This is a genomic window from Lacinutrix gracilariae (assembly GCF_042684485.1).
GTDB classification, from domain to species: Bacteria; Bacteroidota; Bacteroidia; order Flavobacteriales; family Flavobacteriaceae; genus Oceanihabitans; species Oceanihabitans gracilariae.
Genome location: NZ_JBHULM010000007.1, coordinates 109,303 through 132,329, shown reverse-complemented (window position 1 = coordinate 132,329; position 23,027 = coordinate 109,303). Strand labels below are relative to the sequence as shown.

The following is a 23,027-nucleotide window of genomic DNA, read 5'->3' as shown; positions in this document are numbered from 1 at the left end:
ATTGGAAAAAAAAACACATAGTATTAGGTATTATTTAATCAAGTCTTAAATATTTATTTTACAAAAAAAATTAAACTATTGCTATATTACTAAACATTAAAAAGGAAATTATTAAAAAACATATCTTATGAAACCTAAAATTACATTAGTATTTCTATTTATTTTACCATTAACTATGTTTTGTCAAGAAGTAGTTGTAGAACATATAGGTTATCAAGGAACTACAAACAAGCAAAAAGAAGAATATAATAGACATATTAACACTATTAAAAATTCATTTAATCAAGCTAAGAAGTTTTTGGATCAAAACAAGAATTGTGAATCTGTACAAAAATGTGAGCAATTATTATCTCAAGCTAATAACTTAATGGATTATTACAATAGCGAAAATTTTGAAGCTAAAATTGCACGTGATAAAATTAATAATCATATTGATGCTATGAACAAATATTATGAAAATATAGGAGTTGGAGCACATTTAGAACACGATGAAATTTATGAACGAAATGAAAAGTATTATTTAAGACATTTAAAATTTAGAATAGGTAGTTATAAATTTAAAATCAACCAACTTAAAAGTAAAAAGGAAAATACGGTTGCTATTACTGCATCAAATAATGATTTTTGGAATGGGAAATCTGATGAAACTAAAGAAACTACTAAAAGTAATAACGATGATTTATGGAATGGACAGTTAAGTAATGAAGTTGAAGAGAATGGAGAACTTGAAATTGACTCAAATGCTCAATTAGTCTATAAAGAATCTAAAAAAGCAGTATTTCCTAAAAATAGATTTTTAAACTTTCGAAAAGCAGGCGATTTTTTTATAGCAGATAGTCCAGAACTAGAAAACGGTGCTTATAAATATAAGATAGATGATGTAAGACGTCATAACAGATCTTTTTTATTTGATAAAAACGGAAAAATACTTTTGGAAAATGCTAGTGGTATAACTGTAACAGATAATGCTACAGAGCAAATAATTGATGTGTGGTACAATGAATCAATAAATTATTCACGTAAGGAATGGGCATGGACAACATATAAATACTATTACAAATTTTCCTACAAGCATATACAATATGACTTTGATTTACATCTAATAAACACAAAAAGTGGAACTAATACACAAAGTTTTTATGAAAGTCAAATCAAATAATAAATTAAAAAGTAAACATTCTTGTTGAACTATTTTATTTCTAAAAATTATTCTACAATCAAAATCAAAGCATCATATGAAAAAATTAGCTATAACAACACTAGTATTATTACTAACTATAAATGCATTATTTGCACAAAGCAACAATGAAAAAGCAAAGTCATTTTACACAAAAGCTGAATCCTCATATAGCTCAAGTAACTATACAGAAACTATAGAATCTTTAAATTCAGTAGAGGAATTATTAGGAAAATCAAAACCAATCATTCTTAACCTAAAAATAAAAGCTTATTACCAATTAAAGCAATATGATGAAGCTTTAAATAGTTTAGACAAATTTTATGAAGTAAGTTTAAATGCAGACTCTGAACTAGTAGATGAAACCTTGTCTTATGCAACAAAAATTGAAGATGCACTAAAAAAAGAACTTGAATTGGAAGAGGAATCTAGGTTAGTCGAGATAAAAAACTATGAAGAAAAAAGAAGGAAAGCATTAGTACATATAGAAGCCGAAGCATTAAATGATTTTTGGACACCTTTGTGCCCAAGATGTGATGGTATGAGATATGAAGGCGATAAAATATGTTCTCGTTGTAATGGTAAAGATATATATAGTAAAACTATTCTTTATGATAAAAAACATAATTTTAGTAAGGAGCATAGGCGAGATATTTTTATAAAGAATGAGTCTCTTATATTAGAAAAAATTAATAAAAAAAGATATCAACATGTTTTGGATAAATCACTTAGTGACACATTATATGTTGATAATAATAACACAAGAGTAGATAAGAAAAATGCGATTTTTCAGAAAACTTTTGAAAAAAAATCTAATGGGCTTTATGCTATTAAGTATTATAAAATTGAAGATGAGTATTTGTTTATGGAAGTATCCTATGAAGTTATCCCAAATGAATTTATAGAGAGTATAAAAACAGGCCTAACAATTAAATATGGGCCACTAGGCACAAAAAACGAATCTTATTATTATTATAAAAACAAACTAAAACAAAAAACACTTAATTCTTGGTGGCTTAAAAAAATGTCTTTTGAATTTTACAACAATAAAGATGAAAAAGTTTTTGGTTCTGGTGATATTTCAAAACCTGAAAAACTAAATATTTCTTCAAGTGGAAGAATAACGAGTATGGAATATAAGAAAAAATCCAAAAGAGGTAAATTTGATAATTATAGATTTCGTTTTGATTCTAAAGGAAATATTACATCGCTTTATATAATTAATCATAAAGGTAAAATAATAAATGGATATGATTTTGGCAAATAGTATTCAAACAGAAGAGCTGAAATAGTTGAAAATATCCAAATAATTTAAAATTCTAAGAAAACAACAAAATGGCAACACCGTATATAATTTATTGTTGCCTTCTCGCCTACTTACAAAAGTCCTCACGGACTTTCTTGCTCGGTAATTATTTACTAAATTAGTTGTTGAAACTCGTTAAAAACAAGCTAACAAGTAAATAAAATACTCTTCATTGGTTCTATGTAGCTTAATAGAGCATAGCGAACCTATACCCTATTTTCAACTAGGTATATGGATTAAAACTATTCAAATAAAAACAACACAACTTCTCTTTTTTTAATTTTCCTATATAAACAAAAGAAAAAAAATCCTATATTAGACTATATGTCAGCTAATTACCTGTTTAGGGACTTTGTATTTTTTTAGATTGATAATTAATAACAGCTTAAGTATAAAGTACTTTTATACAGCCTATAATAGAAATAAAGTGTTGGTTATTCACTCCTATAAATAAGTTAGCCAACATTTTGCCGCCAATATTTAAAATAATTCTGAAAACTAAAAATTAACATTGATGAAACGTGCAATTCTTTCCATTTTAGTTCTAATAGTATTTCTTTTCCTTAGTTGCAATAAGAAGGCATCAAAGAAATTTATTAATATAGATGATGATAAAATCGGAATGATTGGATATGGTTCTTTAATGTCAAAGCGCAGTATGGAAAGAACTTTAAATCGTCCTTACCATGATTCCGTATTTATTGTTCATCTTCAGAATTATCAAAGAACTTGGAACCATTTTCGTTCCATGGATGGACTACCTAATGATCTGTTCTATATTAATAAAAAAGATACAATTCCATTTAAAAATGAACTTGCATTGAACATTGAGGAATCAGAAAACGTTAGAATGAATTGTGTATTGTTTTTTATTAGCCCTGAGGAATTGACGGAGTTTGACAAACGAGAATTCGGGTATAAAAGAATTGATGTGACTGATAGAATGGAAGAATATGAAATTAGAGGCACGAAAGTATATGCCTATCAAGCAGATGATAATCACACCTACAAGTATCAAAAAGATGACAATACATTTTTACCAGACTTCTATGTGAACACTGTAACAAATGCTTGTGATAGTATTGGAAAAGGATTCAGAGAAGAATTTGAATTTTCAACGAAACCTTACGACAAAAATAAAGTGATCTCTCCTTCTGATGTTTATGTAAAGCCCAAAAAATAAACGTTGGCTAAAAACGTGTATAATTAATCACTAATAGCATTCTTTATTGGTACTATGTAGCTTAATAGAACATAGCAAACCTATACCCTATTTTCAACTAGACGTAGTATTTAAAACTATTCAAATAAAACAACACAACTTCTCTTTTTTTAGTTTTTCCTATATCTATAAAATTAGAAATTCCCTATATTGCTTGCGCTATTAATTAATCGACTTCCTAAAACCATTTTATTGTTTTAATTCTTTCAATTAATAACTGCTTTAGTATAAAGCACTTTTATATAACCTACAATACACAAAATGAAAAAACTGAATATACTATTTACAATTTTTTTAGGAATATCAATTTTATCATGTTCTTCAAGCAATGGAGATATTGAAGATAACACGGAAGATATTGATGAGAACACTGAAGAAACTATAATCGTTTATAAAAAAGCGACTCAATACGCTCAAGATGGACAATTTTCTTATTCGAATTCACAAGAAGTTTTTTACAATACAGATAAAAAAATAATTCAAGTAGTAACATATCTCGCATATAATTCAAGTACAACAACAACAGATGTTATATACAATAGTGATGAGATAAGTGAAATCAGCAAAACTACCACTTATGAAAATTCAAACAACATTGACATTGAAGAATATGATGTTATAATTAATAATGGACAAATTAAACTTACTGGAGTAAATGGTCTTGATAAAGAGGTTCAAATTGATTTTACCGAGAATTATGTAGATGCAATTAGAACAATTCAGCCATCAAATCTGACCACTATATCTGAAAATCTGTATCAAAGAAATAATGAAAACAATATAATTTCTTATACATGGGATAACAATATCTCTTTTACGTATTCAAATTTTGATACAGGAAATGTAATGCCATTTCATGGAAATTATTGGGATGATTATTTTATTGCATTTGCATTAAAACCAAGTAAAAATTTACCATTAACATCTACAATAACTTATTCTAGTGGCAGTACAAATACTCACGATATTGACCCAACTATGTTAACTTATGACAATGAGAATAATATTATTCATTATGCTTATGATAGCCAAAACTATACTGATTATGAATATATCGAATTATAAAAACGGTTTACAACACTGTATATAATTCATTGCTATTTATAGTATACTTAGGCTAATCCTCGCAGGTTTTCTATTGGTTTTTTATTAGCTAAATTAGTTGCTTAACCACGCAACAAACCATTAACAAACACGTTGGCATTAATTTGAAAAGCATAAATGACAAAAAAGAAAAAGAAGAAAAAAAGGAAATTTAAAAAGATAAAATCTGACTTAAATATTCCTTTTCTAATTTTAGGTGTCATTCTGATTTTTATTGGAATTATTAAAGGCGGAAAGGAAATTGACAAAAATGATTTGAAACAAATTAAAGTCGTTTTAAATTCAAACATTCATAACATTACCGGAACAAGAACTGATTATAGCTACAATTTCTGGACGAAAAATGAAAATGCTGAATTTAGAATAGCTAGAGGAATAAGGATATCTGAAAATTTTAAAGACTTTTTAAACTTAAAAGAAAACGATACTTTAACAATCTCGATTAAAAAAATAGATTATGATTTAAATGATAAATCCGAAATAGTACCAATTTATTCATTAATTCACGAGAACACTAGTTATTTTAACATATCGGAATTCAATGCTGATTCTAAAAGTTATGACAACCGTTTAAGAATGTTTATGTTATTTGGTGGAATTTTATTTTTACTAAACGGATTATCGATTTTGAGCCTACGTTATTTTTTTATAATAGCAGGTATATCTATAATTGCTGTTATAATTATGAATCTATTTGAATTTGGTCTCTACAATAAAAACTAATGCCAACAACATGTATAATTAATGGCTTTGGCAAGTGGTTATTCGGAAAATTCCTTCGGAATTTATCGCGTTCGTTTTTATTTACTAACTTAGTTGCTTAACCACGTATCTTTTCATACACAAAAACGTTGGCAACAAGCTAAAAAACTTCTGAGCTTAAAAATTAAGACAAGGAAATAAAACAGTAAGTTAAATCAACAATAAAATTCCATTTATGAAGCATTTCCTTTTAATAATTAGTTTTTTATCCTGTAGCTTATTGGCACAAGCTCAAAACACAAGCATAAAAGATTCAATCCTGACAAATCTTAATATTAAGATTGAAAAAGAAAAATTAATAGAAGATTTTAATCAATTATTAGAAACACTAGAAGAACATCCTGAACCATTTGAATTTATTGATAAAGATTCTTACGAGAAGCTTGTAAATATGCAACGGGATAAATTAAAAGATTCTATGACTGTTACGCAGTTTTATCAAGTAACATCACCAATAGTTGCTAGTTTAGGCTGTTTACACACACGTATAGTCGATATTCGCTTTTTTAGTACACCTCAAAAGTATTGGTTACCATTAATTGTATGGTTTGACGATGAAAAAATGTATGCAACAAACAATTGTGTTGAAAATATTGAAATGAATCCAGGTGCTGAAATATTAGAAATTAACGGTATTTCATCAAGCGAAATATTTAAAACATTAAAATCAACAATTTCTGCAGATGCTTTTAATCAAAGCTTTTACAGAGGAGATTTAAATGTGAACTTTTTATATTATTATCATAGCTATTTTGGTTTTGATTCTGAATACAAAATAAAATTTAAGCCTTACAATTCTTTAGAAATCATTACAACAACCTTTTATATTGATGAACCTGCTCCTAAATACAAAACAGAAATAATCAATAAGCCTAGATTAGGCCTAGAAATTAATCAAGAACATAAAACTGCAATAATCAAGATTAAGAACTTCAACTATTTCCCAAGAGGTAGAGAGAATATCGTTTTTTTTAAGGAGACGATAGATACTTATATGAAAAAAATAAAAGATAAAAATATAAGTAAAGTGGCGTTTGATTTAAGAGGAAATAGAGGTGGAAACCCAGAATGCACTGCATATTTATTATCCTATATCATTGAAAAAGAAGTTGATTTTTATGAAGATAACGACTTAAATGAAAGACCAAATAGGCCAATAACCGTAAAACCTAAAACAACAAATAACGTGAATGCTATTAAGACGTATATATTAACAGATGGTCGTTGTGCATCTGCAACAGCACATATGTTAGCGGTTGTAAAACATAATCAATTAGCAACCATAATAGGAGAAGAAACTGGAGGCACTTACAGTACGCATCCAGGTAGAAGAGCAACATCATTACAAAACACAAAACTTGGTTTGCAAATAGGCACAGAAAGAGAATCTGTCAATGTTCCTAAATTAGAACTAGATAAAGGCATTATTCCAGATAAAGAAATTAAAATTCAGCTTAGTGATTTAATAAATGGCAATGACCCATTATTAAACTATATATGGCAAGATTAGCAATAGAATACAAAGCAAGTTACCAACACCATATATAATTATTACTGACTTCTCGCCTACTTACAAAAATCCTCTCGGACTTTATTGATCCGTAAATATTTAGTAACTTTATTGCTATACTTAAATGGAGATACTAATTATTTAAAATCTAAAATAAAAAGCACTAGTATACAACCTATAATAGAAATAAAGCGTTGGTTATACACGCATATAAATAAGTTGTAGCACATTTGAGAAACGAACTAAATGATAGAATTAATACTTTCGACTTTAGCTGAATTCGGACTAATTCGTGAAGATTATAAACATCAAAAACGGATAAGGAAAAAAGAAAAAGAAGACGGAATCAAAAGACCGATTCAAAAATATTTTATGCAACCAAGTGCATTAATGTTTATTGCTGTTTTAGTCATTGGAAGTATAAGTGCTATTCTGTTTTTAACTTATCAAAGAAAATCTGCATTTCCAGAAAAAACGAAAAAAGAAATAACGGAAATGAGCGAGAGAATGGAAAACTGGAATAAAAATCTCGGAAAATATCCAACAGAATTGAATGATTTAATCGGAAATAGTCCTTTAAGAAAAGATTGGACAAAAGATGCTTGGAATCGAGAATATGAATTTACGATTACAGAGAAGGGAAAAGGATTTTTAATAACGTCTGCTGGTTCAGACGGAAAACTTGGAACTGAAGATGACATTAAATAGAAAATTTAAAATCATAAGGCTCTATATAATTAGTTTAGCCTGTATTATCTGTTATTTCTTATTAGAGAACTCTAACATCATTTCTGAACTGGTTCAAATATCTGAAAAAGGTCGTTATCGTGGATTTCTGACCTTTTTGCTAACAGGATTATTCAAATACGGATTATTAGTAATTGGAATAAGTATATTTACAATTATGAGTTTTCTGTTAATAAGAGAAAGAACAAAAAAAAAGCTTGAATAAAAAAAACGTGCTACAACAACGTATATAAAAAATTGCTATTTTGTGCTAAATTTAAAGGTCGTTGCACGTTTGCTACGTCTGATTTTCCTTCGGAAAATCCTCGCACGCATACACGCAAAAAACCATATAAAAACACGTTACAGCACATATGACTACTCAACGAACTTTACTACTTATTTCAATAATTCTGATTTTATTAGGTTGTGAAAAAAAGCAATCAGAATTGGAATTTGAGCAGTCAGTTGTTTATAAAATATTTCCTGCTTTAATGGATTCTTTACATTTTGACTTTCGATTGAAACCACCACGTCCACCAAGACCTGTTTTTAACGAAAAAGGAGAAATTATCGGAACTGATACAACAGGAATAGGAAAAGTGTTAGCGGATTATAAAAAAAGAAAAGCAGAATTGAAAGCTGATTCTGTCAAGTTAGTTATTGCAATTAATGATTCTGTTTATTCTCTTGAAAAAAGAGAAAGGAATGAACTATTAAATCATTTCTCAAAACAAAACTTAAGTCTGGACACGACTGACTTATCATCTGAATATAAAATTGATCTGAAAAAGTTGATAGCTGACAAAAAGCTGGAATTTAAATATCTATCGGAATTTCCAAAAGCTAGTGTAATTTGGAAAAATGAATATGATTTTCATTTAAGTGGAACTACAGGTTTCTCAAGAATACAATTTGATTCAACTAAATCTTTCGGAATTTTAAGAAGTGGAATGGGATGCGGTAAATTATGCGGATTTGGAGTTAGAGTATTTATCCGAAAAGAAAATGGAAAGTGGGTAATTGACGAAATTATAACCACTGAAATATCTTAAATACGTGCTGTAACAAAGTATATAATCCATTGCTAGTTCTAGCCTACTTACGAATATTCCTGCGGAATATTCTATTCGGTTTTTATTTGCTAAATTACGTGGTAAACCACGCCACTAACCATGCACAAACACATTGGCAACAAGCAAAAAAATCAAAACTTATGAAATACAAATTTAATCGTAAAACAAAATTTGCATTCCAAAATTTAATGGTCCTTTCAACAATTTTTATTGTTCTATTATGCTTTTCTTGTAAGGAAGAATCCAACTCGTTAAAAAAGAAAGAAAGTGATTTAATAACAAAAATAAATGCTGTTCAGGAACAAGTGATGGCACAAGGAAATATGACAGAAGCAGAAGAACAGGCTTTATTAAGTTTATGCAGCATTGTGTCGCATGATGACGGTTTAGCAACCTATACTTCTGATAACAGTATGATATTAAAAGATGTAGAAATTGCCCCAGTATATAATGGCTGTGAAGAACTCTCAAAAGAAGAAACAAGAGAATGTTTTAATAATAAAGTTTCGACATTCATTAAGCGGGAATTTAACTTGAGTGTATCTAAAGATTTAAATCTTTCAGAACCAAAAATGGTAGAAGCATTTTTTATAATCAATGAAATTGGAAATTTAACTGGCATGAAAGTGAGAGATTCAGAAGTAACCATTCAAGCAGAAATCTTAAGAGTGCTTAGAAAAATGCCTGTAATGAAACCAGCTACCCACAATGGTGAAAGTGTTTCTGTATTATGTTCTATCATCCTAAAATATGGAAATAATGTAGAAGTTGATGTTGTTTATATTCCTGAAAGACCCGATTAATGTTTAATAATATTAACTAAAAAAGCTAGTGCCAACATTGGCTATAAGTAATTTCTTGTTATCTTCTACTCGCAAAAATCGTAAAGGATTTTCTATTCGATTTTTATAGGCTATTACGTGCTATACGATACACAAAACCGTTAAAAACAAGCTAAGCAGCAAATAAAATACTCTTCAGGCACTATGCAGCTTAATAGAACATAGCAAACCTATACCCTATTTTCAACTAGGCATATGACTTAAAACTATTAAAATAAAAACAATCTAACTTCTATTTTTTTAGTTTTCCTCTATCCTTAAAATAAGAAATTTCTTATATTGCTTAAGCTATTAATTAATCGACTTTCTAAAACCTTTATCTTTTTTTAGATTATTTAAATTAATAACTAATTTATAATTAAGTACTTGCACACAACCTATACTAGAAATAAAGCGTTGGTTATACACGCATATAAATAAGTTGGCAGTAATTAGCACAACGCATTCTCAATAAAAATTAAAAACAGAATATGAGCATATTAAAATCAAATAAAACTCTAATCATAATTGGAATTTTCACAATCTTATTATCTCTCGAATCCTATGCTCAAAAGACTACTATTGAACAAGACTCTATAGAAATTGAATTTATCAAGAACGACAAATTCAAAAATAAATTTCCAAAAACTTACATTGGAACAGTACTCAATGGCTTTAGAATTACAGTATTAGAAGTGGATATAAAAAATCTTGACCTTAAAACAGGGGAATTTGACCCAAACAAATTTTATCTCGTTAGTGAAAAACCCAAATTTCAATATCGTCCTTTAGATATTTTTATAACAGAAAACAATAAAGACTGGACTCGATTTGAATTGGTAACTAAAAAGAAACCAATGGCAACTAGTCAAATGCAGGAAGCATATGACCCAGATGTTAAGGACACATATTTGAATTACATAGTTGAGGGAACAAATGGAAACTTAAAAATTCCAATAAATTTAGGTAGCGCAGAATTTCCTGACAAACACATATTTCACTTTAGGCCAAAAATTATAGATGATAGCAAAATTCTTGTATATTTTTATCTTTCATCTGACTTTATAAAAAGAGGAACAATGTATTATGGAAATCATAAAATTGTAGAAACAGACTTAAAATAATTTCTGTAAAAATAACTACTGCCTACACCGTGTTGTGTAAATAACACTCTGTATGCATTGATTTTATTGACTTTTAATAGGTAAAATTAAAAAAGGTACAACATAGGTACAACTTTTTAAACTATATATTTGAGAAGTAGAAATAGTGATCTAAAAGCATAAAAAAACCGTTACAAATATACTGTAACGGTTTCTTTTTGTATGTATTTACGCTTAAAGTTATTAAGCTGCCGTACCAGAGCCTAAATACAAACTGTTTGATACTTGTGTACCATCTGCGGAAACAAACGCAATAAACAGCTCTACTGTATCGCCTGCATAAGTTCCTGGTATGTTTACTGTTTGAGAACCTGCAGTTCTAATTGCCCCATCTAAAATATACATTGATTCTTTTTTACTTGGATTGTAAACTAAAACCATTGCTTTATCAGTTGTATTTGCATTACCCTCTAATGAGTTATCATCCCAAGCAAAAGAAACTTGTCCTGCTGTTGCTAAATCTGTAGTTGCATTTAATGCTCCAGATAATGAACCTCTACTTAATAGAGCGTTAGAATAATCTACCGTAAAGTTTGGCGCAGTACCTCCTACTGCATTATTCAACACATAAGACATTGCAGCATTAAATTCTGTTTTCTTTGTCGCAAATGACTTGTAACCGACTTTCAAGAACTCTTTGTTCGGTTGTAAATACTCCAATGTAACAGTAAATTTATTACGCTGATTGACTTGCCCCTCTGTTCGAGGATTCGCCACACTTGATGGCTTAATTCTGATGTAGTCAATACCTTTCCAACTACCACCAATTACGTTACCTACTTTTCCTGATAACCCTCCTAAAATTCCTTGGGATATTTTCCCCATAACTATAAATATTTAAAATTAATACACGTTCGGATTTGGTACGGACTTGATATTGCTTTTAAACTTTGTTTACTCTTCTAATATAACGAAAATTATGCCATTTTGTTACTGTTTCAACGTATTTTGATACCTTTGCATTAAGCTTCTTTAGTTTGCATTAGATTGAAACAATTTCGGATATATGCAACCTTTAAAACTGCCATTTTATCAATGACAATTTGTAACTCTTTTTCTTTTTTACTGATAACCTCAACCGCTTTAATATGTTTTTGCATTATATCGCCTGCATTACAATTTGATTTTAAACTGCTTTTAAGCGTTTTTCTGCAATCATCTATTGAGATAAACGGAATAACACTACCTTTTAAATAATAAGCGTAAAAACCACCTATTTGTAGCATCATAGATAAATGAAACAGCGTGTTTTTTTCTTTTTCGGTTGCAGTTTTCACTACAAAACAGTTAGGACAAGGATTTGAAAGCGGTTTTCCGCTGTTTAGACCTTTATTGAGTATAAAAAAATGAGGTTTCGAGTAAGTTCTTCCGCTTCGGTGTGTTTTCAGTTCAAAAGTTGACATAGCTATCCAATTTAAAATTTGCTTCGCTACGCTTCGCGCCATTATTTTTGGAAAAGAAAGAAAAAAGATGTGCTATCTAAAAGTGCCTTGGATAAGACTGTCAAGGTTTTTGGGTAAAAGTTTTTTGAGTTAAAATGTTTAATGAAAAAGAAGAAATATTGTGAAAAAAGTTTTATTCAAAACCCGTAGGGCTTGACCTTTACAGGCTTTTAGCGTTGGCTGTAGCAAGGCACTTATATTTGCTATCTTTTTTATTTTTTTATAGTTCTAAATATGATGTTAGGACATTTTTATTTCTTAGTGAAATGGAATAAACAAAGACTTGAGATAAGGAATACTTGGACTTAACGATTGTTTTGTGCAATGGAATGAGATAAGAAATAAAAACAATATTAAAGTACCTAGTGCGCTGGCAGAAGCGGAAATAAGTGTATTTCCCTTTATTTGTTTTGTACTCTATTTTCTTATTCTTCTACTAATGTTATTGACAAATGAATGGTAATACTCTTATTGGGATTTTTTGATTTTATAGGTGCTTTACAAATTACCTTATATAAACCTCAACTTCAAAATTAAAAGCCTTATTGTATTGAAGCTAAAAAAGCACTTATAAAAACAATGCAAGAATGCAGGAATGTTCATTTTTAGTTCAAAATGTGGTTTGATGTACGGAAGTGCGCGTTGGATGAGCGGATATTTTACATAATAGCAGTTATAGCGACGAAAATATAATAAAACGCCGTAGGCAACCATTGAAAGGATTTTTGCTCCTATAACTTCTATTATGTAACTTAGCTTTGGGTTGGTTTTGTGGCGGAATAGTTGTTTTGAGCGTTGGCAATAGCTCTTTGCTTTTTTATTGTACCAATTTTAAAAAATAGATACGTTTAAATAAAACAAGCAATGTGCCATTATAGCTTTGGCTACAACTATTATGACATAAAACCAACTATGCGGTGGCGCGCGGAACAACACAAAAGACAGAGGATTTTGAGGTACGAAAAAACTGGGTTTTGGGTTGTGGGGACTTATTTGTTAAAGCTAATATTAGAATTAAAAGCCTTATCACGAGATAAAAGATTGTTACCCCTTGGTTTAGCTACACCAGATAATACTAAAGAATCGTACAATTTAGATGCTTCTAAATATTTTTTTACATTTGAAATCTCATTAACAGAAACCTTATTTTCTTTAAGTACTTTATCCAATTTATCTGTAACTAAAACACTCATATGAATAATTTTGTTTGAACAAAAATAGGTGTTTTATTTGACTTAACATAATCCGACAATAAATCGTAATATGTCCTTACAAGATTACGTAAATCGTCATTATTACTATAATCTTCTATACGTAGTCTTAATTTATTTTCTAAAGTTTCTATATTTATAGGGCGACCGTGAGATTTCCATTCGTTATTGTTACTTAAAATATCTGCAATTTCTTCCGCTCTAGCTTCTTTTTCCGCTTCCGTAACTGGTTGATTTAATAAAGCTTGATTTGTACTATGTGTAGCCCAATTCTTGAATTTATATTTAACTAACCATTTTTTAAGAAGCGAAATAGTTAGTTCTTTAGCTTGCTCATAACCTTTTAATTCAGCTAAATCAAAATCTTTTAAAATAATAAATTCTGCCTGTGTTAATTTATCATTTTGTGCTTTTTCTATTAACTCATTAACTTTATCTAGGTAACCTAACGCAGCCACCCAATTACCTTCTTTATTTTGCACTTGTGGGTCAATTGGACCTAAAACTGAAAAATAATCCATAAATATATTATCACCACTCATACAAAAAATAGTACCTGCACTAAAAGCATAATCAGGTATAATAAAATTTATTTCGTTGTAATGATGGCGCATAATATTAACGTAACGCTCTACAGCAATAGCACTACCACCACCTGTTGTTAGTACTACAAATAATTTATCCTTTTTATCTGGTGAAGACGCTAATGATTCAATAATCCTTAAAATTATACTTTCATTACCATCTATTATTTGACCATAATAAGTAAATATGTCTGCATCTAATAAAACTGATAATTCATTTAGTTTGTCAGCTAGTATTTTTTTTATGGAATCATCAACAGGTGGCTTCATTATATCTTTATTTTAAATTATTAACTTTATATTTATATATGCATGAGGTTATAAGACTACACCTAATTGCTTTTCTGTACTTTCTTTAAATTCTTTTTCCAATTTTTTATTATAAAGAGGTAAACCAATAAGCTTATAGTTTTTATCTTCTGCTGTTAATAAGTTATCTTTTGAATATTTTTCAGAAATACGGTCTAAAAATTCTTGTTTCCAACCTTCCGCACTATCGTTATAACCATTTGAAGCATCTTTAAATTGATTCCCTTTTGGCTCAATAAAAACTTGATAATGTAATTCCTCCGTTTCTGACTTTAGAAATAATATAAAATCTGGCATAAAACCACGACCCGTTTTGAAATCGTGAATTTTATAAACCTCTTCATTTCTCAAAAGATTTACTTCTTTAAATTTATCCTCAAAATTGGCTATTTTATTCTCTAAAAACTTAACTAATTCTCTTTCTTCTGATGTGCCATAGAAAGCAGTTAAAGGATACCAATCTTTGTCTTTTAAACGTGTTTCTATTGTTTCACTCTCGGGTTCTTTTACTACATAAATTGGTTTAGGTATTTTGTAGTAGTTATTTAATTTAACAGGCTTAAATTCTGTGCCAATATGTGGATTTGAAATTAATTCTATTTCCTTTTCAAGTTTATTAAACGCATTGGTTAAGATTCTAACTTGCTCTTTAGGCTCTATCAACTTAAAACGTTCAATGTCTGAAACCTCTTTTAGATTTACATTTTCAGGAACCACAACAGAAATATTAAAACTACCGAAATATTCATCTTTAAAAGCATCTTCAATACATTCTATATTGATTTCTTCTTTTAATTTATTAAAACGTAATATTGATTTTTCTCTTTTAGTTTGAACACTTAATGCTTTGTGTCTGGTGTTACGTGGTGTTTTGTTTAATGGTAGCGTTATAGTTCTTTTCTTTTCTTGAATGGTTTCGTAACGTGTAACATCTTCTGTGTCCTTTTCAAATTCTAGTTTTGTAACATTTAATGCTATTTCTTCTAGCTTATCTTCAAAGTTCCAATCTTTTTTTAATTCTTCTAAATCTCGTTTACATCTATTAGGATTCGCTACTTTTTCGTTTGTATAAACATTTAACGTATTGTAGAAGCTTGATTTATCTTTCTTAATTTCAGGCTTAATGTCAAAGATTTTTAATTGCTTTTCTTTACCTGGCAATAATTCTTGACGTTTCAATTCTTTTTTAAGTTCTGCTATATATCTTTCGTCTTTATCACTGTGGAAATAAAACTCTTCTAACACGCGTAATTCGTGATCTAGGCTTTTATCAAATTTCCTTTTAATAGGAATATGCTCTTCATATTTAAAAGGATAGTAACGAACACCTCTACCTATTAACTGAACTTCTGAAGTAGTACTACCACCTGCTTTACCTTTATTAGTACCTCCTGTATTTTGACCTTCGTACATACGTACAATATCAAATAAATTTAATACATCCCAACCTTCAGTAAGTCTTTGGCAGGTAAATATGGCAGTAATTGGATTGTTTTTATCTTCTAAACTATTTAATAATTTGTCTTGTTCTGGCGTAGTTTTATCTGCATCACGCATACCAGATTTTATTGCCTTTGCTGTTTTATCTGATGAATGTGTTATGATGCAGTTATTAGGATTGAAAGCATCCTTTAAATAGCTTATGACACTATTATATGAAATATCATTATCTGATATATAATTACGTATATCTACAATTCTACTTTGACCTACTTCATATATTTCTTGCGCTTCAATTTTTTCAATGGTTTGAAGAAACTTAAAATCTTCAACAGCTAGGTTGTCTATTATTTCTCTGAAAAACTCATAATCTGATTCTACGTTTTCTTCTCTTTTAGAGGTAACAAATTTACTTCTGAATAAAATGACTGGTTTGAAATTTGGAAGATTATGTTTTACACCCATTTTATAGCGATACCAATTAAAGATAAGCGCCTGTAAGACTCTTAATTTTTTATTGAATGATGATGATACTAAATTAATTTCTTTGGTATAACCTGCTTTTAAAAAGTCTTTTAAATCGAATCTAATTATTGTTTTTGGTAAATATTTTTCTTCTACTTTTTTAATGGTTGGTACTGTTGCTGTAAATTCTAATAGTACATTTTTATTTTCTTCACTATTATTTCTATCTCCTTTATGAAGAATTAAATCATTTACTGTATGTTCCCAACTTTTCTCAACATCTTTAGCACTTGCATTGTCTGCTAATTCTGTAACAATATCAAGTTCTGTTTGCACATCTTCTTTTGCCTTTGTAGCTGAATTTAAATGGTGTGCTTCATCTGCTAGCATTACAATATTACGTTGCTGTAAATCATCTAAAAACACACTATTCTCCTTTACTTGGTATACTGCATTGTGTAGCTTATGTATAGAGGTAAAGTGAATTTCTATATCATCAGTATCATTAGAAAAGGTTTCAACCTTTTTTATGTTTACCGTTTTTTTATCAATTACTATTGGGTTAGAAAACAGGTATTTATTATGCTCTGGGTCTGTGAGGTTGTCTTCTGTTTTACCAACAATATTATTTTGATTCACAAAGAATATAAAGTTGCGATAGCCTTTTTCATAATAGTATATTATTAATGCTGCCATTAACAATGTTTTGCCTGTTCCTGTTGCAAGATTAAATAGCAAACTTGTTGGTACGTAATCGCCTTTATGTTCTTTAATAGCCTCTGCTGTTAAGAAATTTTCTAATGCTACTCGTTGCCAATCAAACAGCTCATATCTTAAATTATCTGTAATAAATTCTGGAACTTTAGATTTTGATAAACCCAAATCAAAAGCATCCATTTTTATGGTTTCGTATAGTGCCTTTATATCTGCCATTATTTATTCTTTTTTTGATTTAGTTTTTTAACCATTTTATCAAAGTCTGATTCTATACTTTGCCTTTTATTAAAGGTATCATATTCTTTAAAAGCTTTGTTTTCCGCTTGCTTTTTAGACTTTTTACCTAAACCGTCCAACACTTTATACTCGTTAAATTCTAGAAATTTATTTACACTGTTTGCCAAACCTTCCATTGTAAACGTATTCTCTCTTTCAATTAAGCCTTCTATATAATCGAAATAGCTTGTTACAGTACGTTCTAATTGTTTTATCTCTTTTTCTTCTAGATAGTTTTTTGCAATGTTGGTATCGCTTTTTAAGATTCTGCCTTCAGGTGCGTTTTTCCAAGTTTTTAAGCCCATTGTAGGCTTTTTACTATCCGCTTTTAAATAAATAATTTCGGCAGCTGTTTTACCTGTTATGGCATAATGAAATTTGTTTTGAACAGTAGCGTAAAACTTTTTTGTAATGGATGAATTTTTATCATAATCTATACTACATTCTGCAAAAATATCTGTTACTTGTTGATATATTCTGCGTTCACTTGCACGGATGGAACGAACACGCTCTAATAACTCTTTAAAATAATCTTTACCAAATAATGTTTTCCCTTGTTTTAATCGTTCATCATCTAAAACAAAGCCTTTTATGATATACTCTCGTAAGGTTTTTGTTGCCCAAATACGAAATTGTGTACCTCTATGGGATTTTACACGATAACCTACAGAAATAATAACATCTAAATTGTAAAAGGTTGTTTCATAATCTTTACCATCATTGGCAGTTGTTCGGAATTTCCGAACAACTTGATCTTCTTGTAGTTCACCCTCTTTAAAAACATTGGTAATATGTTCGCTTATAGTTGATTTAGCCCTATCAAATAAGTCTTGCATTGCTTTTTGTGTAAGCCAAACAGTTTCGTTATTTATTAATACTTGCAGTTTCACCTCACCTTCTGGCGTTGTATATAATAAGAAATTGGATTCTTGAGGAATAAGTTTACTACTCATAATTACTCTTTTATTTGATAGAAATTTTTTGTTAAGGCAATATCTTCTTTTGCAATGTTGTGTCTGCTGTCTTCCATTTCACTAACATTTACATAGAGTTGGTTATTGTCTAGCATTTTGCAGAATATTTCTTTTTGCCTTACTAATGGTAATGCTATAAACTTTTCTTCTTTAGACACTACTTCTTTAAATTCTTTTATTTTTAGATTGTAATGTAAAAAGTAGTTTGAATATAAATCGTTAAACAGCTCCATTAGCTGATTATAGTTATTACAGGCAAGTATTTGGTCTTTTGCATTTTGATTGTTTTTAGCTAGTACGAGATAAGTAAATGAACCACCACCTTGCCAGTTTACTTCTTTACTAATCCCACCTTGCTCACTATCAATAACTTTCTGTAATCTTTCTATTGAAACAGTTTCAACGTAATTCATTTGTTCAACACCTATATATTGCCTGTTCATTTTATGAGATACACAAGCAGTAGTGCCAGAACCTAGATGGAAATCTAAAACAATATCATCTTTATTAGTTGTCATATCAATTATTCTATAAAGTAAGTGTTCAGGCTTCTTTGCGTTGCTAAAATCTACACCTCCTTCTAAATATAAATTGTTTAATTTAAAATCATCCCAAACATCACCTAACAAAATACCTATTTCTTTTTTACCAAAAACTTCTTTTACAACCTTTGATAGTTTTAAACCAAATCTTTTTTGATATACATAATAATTAGGGTTATCTTCATAAATATAAAGACCTCCATCAGCATATTTTGGATCATTTTGAACTCTTTTATCAAATTTAGTTTGAAAAATTTTCTCCGAATTTTCTAAAATAAATTCTTTGAAATTTGCATCTTTTAAATCAAATTTCCAGCCCATTTGTTTTATTTTATCTTTAAGTTTTAAAACCTTACATTCTTTTAAATTGTTTAAATCGCCTTCTATAAATAAATCATAGTATTTATCGTATTTATCAATAGATTTATATTGAGGTCTTAATAAAACATTGTTTTTCTTATAGACTAAAATTTGTTCTTTTACTTTTAAAATAGTTTTAGTAGCGTGTGTCGTTTTAATACCATTTGGATTAATTGTTTTCATCATTATGGTATTAACAAAATTTTGAACACTAAAAACTTCATCCATTAAAACCTTCAAATATGCTTGTTCATTATCATCACAATGAATAAAAATTAAACCATCGTCCTTTAACATACTTTTGCTAACAATTAAACGATTATACATAAATGTTAACCAGGTTGAATGATTGAAATTATCATTATATTTAAATTCATCATTACCTGTGTTATAAGGTGGGTCAATGTAAATCAGCTTTACTTTGCCTTTAAATTCTTCTTTTAGGCTGTGTAGTGCTAATAGGTTATTTCCTTTGATAATTAAATTATCTGTAATGGTATCTGCTGGTAAACCCCGTTTTTTGTTAATGGATGCATCTCTAGTAAAGCTTTTAGGTTTGCTTTCACCATTAGCACCATACTTTGTAATGTTGGTAAATGCTTTAGGTTCTAACAAACGGTCTATTTCATCTTTTGCAACTATATTGTTAAAGAATATTTCTTTGCGTTTGGTTTGTTTTTCGTTGTATTGTTGTGGCTTATAGCCTTTTTTAGCATCTGTTTTACTGACTTCTTCATCGTACTCAAAATAGGTATCTAAACCTTCTTCTGTGCTTTGCCCGCCTTCTAAAACACAATCTTTGTAAGGGAAGTCTAATACTACATCTGTATTATCTTTTATAAATTTACCCCCTACAGATAAACCAATACGATTTATATAATTGGTAAAACTGTTATCTATTTTATTTTGCTCTAAAAAGAATTTAAACTCACTGGCTTTAAACACATACACCTCTTTAATTTTAATAAAGAATTGTGTTCTAGAACGTTCATCTTGCAATAAAAGCTCAATTAGTTTTTCGTCTAAATCATCGGTAAAACTTTTTACTTTATTACCCATTAACTCGCCTTCATCGTCCACAAATCGAGCGTCTTGTTTTAGTAAATTTTCTAGGTGTTGTTTGTATGTATTATTAGCCATTTATTTTGATGTTTTTTGATTGTATTTAACTTCTTTTTCAGCCACTTTTAGGATTTCTAGCTTTTGGTCTTCATCACTAATTACTTGATATACTTTGTCTGCCAACCAATATTTTATCATTTCAGATTCACTGACATTAAATAATTCAGATAGTTTAGGTAGGTGATTGCGACTTGCGCTTTTTTCATTACGCTCTATTTTACTAATAAAAGCCGTATCTACTTCAAGGAAAGCAGCTACTTCTCGTTGCAGTAACCCTTTGTTTTCACGTATATTTTTTATGTATTCTCCGAACATAGCATAAGCTCTTTATAAGACTTGTCCAATTTAGGTCTTTTTAAATTATTAATAAAACATTTTTAGATTTATTTATTTTAGAGATTGAGGGATTTGAGGGAAATAAGGAAACTGACTAATTATTGTCCTCACTTCTCTTATTTCCCTCACTTTCTTCTTTCGATGGATTGTAGTAATTACCTTGAGATTCCCTAACTAAAAAGTTTGTTTTACATAGGCTTGTAATGTAGCGTTCTGCTGTTTTTTGAGTAATATTTAGTTTAGTTGCAAAACTAATATAGTCTTGTGTAGTAAAACGTAATGGTAAACTTTCAATAAATTGCTCTCTTTTGTTTTTGTAATTAATAGCTGTTTTATCTTCTGGTAAACTAGAATACACTTTACTACTGTGTTTAATTAATGCTTTTACCATTGTTAGTGTTGTTTGAAAATCTTCATCAGAACAATACAAAGGATTTGAAACATCTCCTGTTTCTAATATTCGCAAAACGGTCAAAATCATACTAATTCTAAACGCTATAATACCCATTCTTTTAATTGATGAATTGTACTCTAATGGATTTACATTTAGATAGTATAAATTAATTTTTGAAAAAAATTGATTAAATACTTCTTGTTGTTCTTCGGTATATGAAAACTGTATTTCCGTATTTGTAATTAATTGCCTGTATAACTCATAAAATTGATTACCTAAATTATCAAAATAATCATTTAAGCCTTTTTTAGTATCAATAGCAAATACATTTTTCCAATTGGTACTTGTTGGCATTTGATAAAACATAAAGCGACTGAATAAGCCATTTTCAGCATTTGGCATTAACGCCAAAACTTGTTTTGGTGTGCCTGTTAAAGCACAAGATAAACAAGGCTCTTCAATCTCTACATACTCTCTATCTGTTCTGCGAAAATATTTTATTGTTTCGTGATGAAACGCATTTCTAAAACCATCAGAATAATCTCCGTAATCTGTTTTAAAGTTTTTAGCCAATGTATCTGCTTCGGTTTCAAATATTAGTCCTCTACCTTTACTATCGTGTAATAATTGAAACATACCAGTTGAGCTATTATTTGCAGGAATAAACAACATTCTAATTGGTGGTTTTGGTGGTTTCTTTAGGTTTTCATCTTTGGCTTTATTCTTATTGTATTGTGCTAATTCTGCATCATATTCGGCTTCCATTAGTTTAGCTTCTTCACGCATAGTTTTGTGAATTTTATATACTAATCGCTTACAAAATTTTAGTTTCCCTTTTCCTGAAGCTGCTGCCGCTGTTATAAATAAATACAAATTAGAATACACTTTATCACCATCATAGATACCATATATTTTAGGCAAACAAGCACTTATAGCTGTTATTGCACCCAATATCATTATATCTTTTTCTTGGTCTGTTTTAGTATATTTAATTACGTGTTGAAGGAATTGAGGTAGTTGAGGAATTAAGGAAGTTGAGAATGTTGGACTATCTGAATACTCTTCTTTTAGTAATTGTCCTTTTACTGTTAACGTTTCTTCTTCAGTAGGTTGTTTGTATGGCTTTATGTTACATTGATGTGCCATATAGTAAAATGTAGAAATGTTTACTCCAGATCCTTTTGCTTTTAAACAGCTCGTGAATTGTTTATCGCATTCTTGATAATTGTATTTTATATAAAACCTACTAATTCTGTGATAATAATCTCTTCCTGATTCTCCGTATTCTTCTGAAATGGCAAAACCTAAATTTCGCCAAGTTTCATAATTGCCTGTAATATCAGTTGCTGTTTGCTCTATTTCAGAGATGTATGCTTCAATATTATTAGTTACTTGATTGGTTTGACTTATAGGATGTACTGTTTCTTTTGGTTTTTTAGTAACTTCAAAAGTATCTGCATTAGGATTGATAAAACAATCTCCATCATAAGACACAAAGCATAAACGACAAATATCACTACCAGAGGTATCAATACCTATATTTAAGGCTTGCTCATAATAATCTACAACTTGTTTGTAGGCTTCTTTATGGTGCTCTTTCGCTGTATTTACTTTTACGATTATTTTTATGCCTTTACCACTAGGACTAACAAATGACGCATAGGTATAAGGTGCTAAACGTGTGGTATTTCTAACGTCTTCTAATTGAGAAACAGACAATTTATCAATATCTAAAATTACATATTGACTATAGGTTTCGACTTTGTCGATACTCCTACCATTGTTGAAAGTTCCTGATACTGTAAAAGCAATTAATTGCTTTTTGAGTTGATCTGCTGCTTCTTTATTATCATTCGACAATAAGGCTCGTATATTGCTTATTTCAGCTTTATAAGCACCTATTTTAATATCATTAAGGATTTTTTCTAAAGGCTTATCCTCAACCTTATTTACAAAGTCTCTAAAGACTGATACGACAGCTTGCATAA

At 29.2% G+C, this 23,027-nt stretch carries 19 protein-coding genes; 10 read left to right on the top strand and 9 right to left on the bottom strand.

The genetic code is table 11. The features are described 5' to 3' along the window. The first annotated feature begins 127 nt into the window (after positions 1-127). From ACFSSB_RS03515 to ACFSSB_RS03470, 10 genes are all read left to right on the top strand, one after another. Positions 128-1,159, top strand: a complete 1,032-nt coding sequence (locus tag ACFSSB_RS03515) for a hypothetical protein (protein WP_379901017.1) — start codon at positions 128-130, stop codon at positions 1,157-1,159. Between the two features lie 76 nt (positions 1,160-1,235). After that, positions 1,236-2,444 carry a CDC27 family protein gene (locus ACFSSB_RS03510; protein WP_379901015.1) on the top strand — a complete coding sequence of 403 codons (1,209 nt, stop codon included), beginning with the start codon at positions 1,236-1,238 and terminating at the stop codon, positions 2,442-2,444. Positions 2,445-2,997: 553 nt separating this feature from the next. Beyond that, the gene (locus tag ACFSSB_RS03505; protein WP_379901013.1) at positions 2,998-3,666 is read left to right on the top strand and encodes a gamma-glutamylcyclotransferase family protein; all 669 of its coding nucleotides are present in this window, start codon (positions 2,998-3,000) and stop codon (positions 3,664-3,666) included. Positions 3,667-3,966: 300 nt separating this feature from the next. Then, on the top strand, positions 3,967-4,770 hold the full coding sequence (locus tag ACFSSB_RS03500) for a hypothetical protein (RefSeq protein WP_379901011.1): 804 nt from the start codon (positions 3,967-3,969) through the stop codon (positions 4,768-4,770). Between the two features lie 156 nt (positions 4,771-4,926). Continuing rightward, entirely contained in the window at positions 4,927-5,532 is a 606-nt protein-coding gene (locus ACFSSB_RS03495) for a hypothetical protein (protein ID WP_379901009.1), read from the top strand. A gap of 214 nt (positions 5,533-5,746) precedes the next feature. Beyond that, entirely contained in the window at positions 5,747-7,081 is a 1,335-nt protein-coding gene (locus ACFSSB_RS03490) for a S41 family peptidase (protein WP_379901007.1), read from the top strand. 246 nt (positions 7,082-7,327) lie between these two features. Further along, entirely contained in the window at positions 7,328-7,789 is a 462-nt protein-coding gene (locus tag ACFSSB_RS03485; protein WP_379901005.1) for a type II secretion system protein GspG, read from the top strand. 392 nt (positions 7,790-8,181) lie between these two features. Beyond that, complete coding sequence (locus ACFSSB_RS03480; RefSeq protein ID WP_379901003.1) at positions 8,182-8,862, top strand: hypothetical protein; 681 nt, start codon at positions 8,182-8,184, stop codon at positions 8,860-8,862. A 161-nt stretch (positions 8,863-9,023) separates the two neighbouring features. Further along, on the top strand, positions 9,024-9,686 hold the full coding sequence (locus ACFSSB_RS03475) for a hypothetical protein (protein WP_379901001.1): 663 nt from the start codon (positions 9,024-9,026) through the stop codon (positions 9,684-9,686). A 509-nt stretch (positions 9,687-10,195) separates the two neighbouring features. Continuing rightward, positions 10,196-10,828 (top strand): hypothetical protein, encoded by a 633-nt coding sequence (locus ACFSSB_RS03470; protein ID WP_379900999.1) that lies wholly within the window; start codon positions 10,196-10,198, stop codon positions 10,826-10,828. A gap of 222 nt (positions 10,829-11,050) precedes the next feature. Here ACFSSB_RS03470 and ACFSSB_RS03465 read toward each other — a convergent pair whose 3' ends face one another. The 9 genes from ACFSSB_RS03465 to ACFSSB_RS03425 form a co-directional block, all read right to left on the bottom strand. Continuing rightward, on the bottom strand, positions 11,051-11,692 hold the full coding sequence (locus tag ACFSSB_RS03465; RefSeq protein WP_303426409.1) for a DUF6266 family protein: 642 nt from the start codon (positions 11,690-11,692) through the stop codon (positions 11,051-11,053). A gap of 137 nt (positions 11,693-11,829) precedes the next feature. Continuing rightward, positions 11,830-12,270: a DUF6943 family protein gene (locus tag ACFSSB_RS03460; protein WP_379900997.1), complete on the bottom strand. Its 441-nt coding sequence runs from the start codon at positions 12,268-12,270 to the stop codon at positions 11,830-11,832. Positions 12,271-13,298: 1,028 nt separating this feature from the next. After that, a complete protein-coding gene (locus tag ACFSSB_RS03455; protein ID WP_379900995.1) occupies positions 13,299-13,502 on the bottom strand; it encodes a hypothetical protein in 204 nt (67 codons plus the stop codon). Next, entirely contained in the window at positions 13,499-14,374 is an 876-nt protein-coding gene (locus tag ACFSSB_RS03450) for an SDH family Clp fold serine proteinase (RefSeq protein ID WP_379900993.1), read from the bottom strand. Before ACFSSB_RS03450 ends, ACFSSB_RS03455 begins: the two co-directional genes overlap by 4 nt. A 48-nt stretch (positions 14,375-14,422) precedes the next feature. Continuing rightward, the gene (locus ACFSSB_RS03445; protein WP_379900991.1) at positions 14,423-17,251 is read right to left on the bottom strand and encodes a DEAD/DEAH box helicase family protein; all 2,829 of its coding nucleotides are present in this window, start codon (positions 17,249-17,251) and stop codon (positions 14,423-14,425) included. Beyond that, the gene (locus ACFSSB_RS03440) at positions 17,251-18,264 is read right to left on the bottom strand and encodes a virulence RhuM family protein (protein ID WP_379900989.1); all 1,014 of its coding nucleotides are present in this window, start codon (positions 18,262-18,264) and stop codon (positions 17,251-17,253) included. The genes ACFSSB_RS03445 and ACFSSB_RS03440 overlap by 1 nt, the downstream gene beginning before the upstream one ends. Positions 18,265-18,266: 2 nt before the next feature. Next, on the bottom strand, positions 18,267-20,327 hold the full coding sequence (locus tag ACFSSB_RS03435; RefSeq protein ID WP_379900987.1) for a site-specific DNA-methyltransferase: 2,061 nt from the start codon (positions 20,325-20,327) through the stop codon (positions 18,267-18,269). Further along, positions 20,328-20,624, bottom strand: coding sequence for a helix-turn-helix domain-containing protein (locus ACFSSB_RS03430; protein WP_379900985.1), 297 nt, complete (start codon positions 20,622-20,624; stop codon positions 20,328-20,330). A 115-nt stretch (positions 20,625-20,739) separates the two neighbouring features. After that, positions 20,740-23,025: a DUF3987 domain-containing protein gene (locus ACFSSB_RS03425; RefSeq protein WP_379900983.1), complete on the bottom strand. Its 2,286-nt coding sequence runs from the start codon at positions 23,023-23,025 to the stop codon at positions 20,740-20,742. Positions 23,026-23,027 lie beyond the last annotated feature (2 nt).

Excerpts from the sequence above, each read along its gene's own strand:
- ACFSSB_RS03470 (WP_379900999.1), top strand. The coding sequence starts at position 10,196 with ATGAGCATATTAAAATCAAATAAAACTCTAATCATAATTGGAATTTTC.
- ACFSSB_RS03485 (WP_379901005.1), top strand. The coding sequence starts at position 7,328 with ATGATAGAATTAATACTTTCGACTTTAGCTGAATTCGGACTAATTCGT.
- ACFSSB_RS03490 (WP_379901007.1), top strand. The coding sequence starts at position 5,747 with ATGAAGCATTTCCTTTTAATAATTAGTTTTTTATCCTGTAGCTTATTG.
- ACFSSB_RS03460 (WP_379900997.1), bottom strand. The coding sequence starts at position 12,270 with ATGTCAACTTTTGAACTGAAAACACACCGAAGCGGAAGAACTTACTCG.
- ACFSSB_RS03440 (WP_379900989.1), bottom strand. The coding sequence starts at position 18,264 with ATGAGTAGTAAACTTATTCCTCAAGAATCCAATTTCTTATTATATACA.
- ACFSSB_RS03510 (WP_379901015.1), top strand. The coding sequence starts at position 1,236 with ATGAAAAAATTAGCTATAACAACACTAGTATTATTACTAACTATAAAT.
- ACFSSB_RS03435 (WP_379900987.1), bottom strand. The coding sequence starts at position 20,327 with ATGGCTAATAATACATACAAACAACACCTAGAAAATTTACTAAAACAA.
- ACFSSB_RS03465 (WP_303426409.1), bottom strand. The coding sequence starts at position 11,692 with ATGGGGAAAATATCCCAAGGAATTTTAGGAGGGTTATCAGGAAAAGTA.
- ACFSSB_RS03500 (WP_379901011.1), top strand. The coding sequence starts at position 3,967 with ATGAAAAAACTGAATATACTATTTACAATTTTTTTAGGAATATCAATT.
- ACFSSB_RS03455 (WP_379900995.1), bottom strand. The coding sequence starts at position 13,502 with ATGAGTGTTTTAGTTACAGATAAATTGGATAAAGTACTTAAAGAAAAT.
- ACFSSB_RS03505 (WP_379901013.1), top strand. The coding sequence starts at position 2,998 with ATGAAACGTGCAATTCTTTCCATTTTAGTTCTAATAGTATTTCTTTTC.
- ACFSSB_RS03480 (WP_379901003.1), top strand. The coding sequence starts at position 8,182 with ATGACTACTCAACGAACTTTACTACTTATTTCAATAATTCTGATTTTA.
- ACFSSB_RS03425 (WP_379900983.1), bottom strand. The coding sequence starts at position 23,025 with ATGCAAGCTGTCGTATCAGTCTTTAGAGACTTTGTAAATAAGGTTGAG.
- ACFSSB_RS03515 (WP_379901017.1), top strand. The coding sequence starts at position 128 with ATGAAACCTAAAATTACATTAGTATTTCTATTTATTTTACCATTAACT.
- ACFSSB_RS03495 (WP_379901009.1), top strand. The coding sequence starts at position 4,927 with ATGACAAAAAAGAAAAAGAAGAAAAAAAGGAAATTTAAAAAGATAAAA.
- ACFSSB_RS03475 (WP_379901001.1), top strand. The coding sequence starts at position 9,024 with ATGAAATACAAATTTAATCGTAAAACAAAATTTGCATTCCAAAATTTA.
- ACFSSB_RS03450 (WP_379900993.1), bottom strand. The coding sequence starts at position 14,374 with ATGAAGCCACCTGTTGATGATTCCATAAAAAAAATACTAGCTGACAAA.
- ACFSSB_RS03430 (WP_379900985.1), bottom strand. The coding sequence starts at position 20,624 with ATGTTCGGAGAATACATAAAAAATATACGTGAAAACAAAGGGTTACTG.
- ACFSSB_RS03445 (WP_379900991.1), bottom strand. The coding sequence starts at position 17,251 with ATGGCAGATATAAAGGCACTATACGAAACCATAAAAATGGATGCTTTT.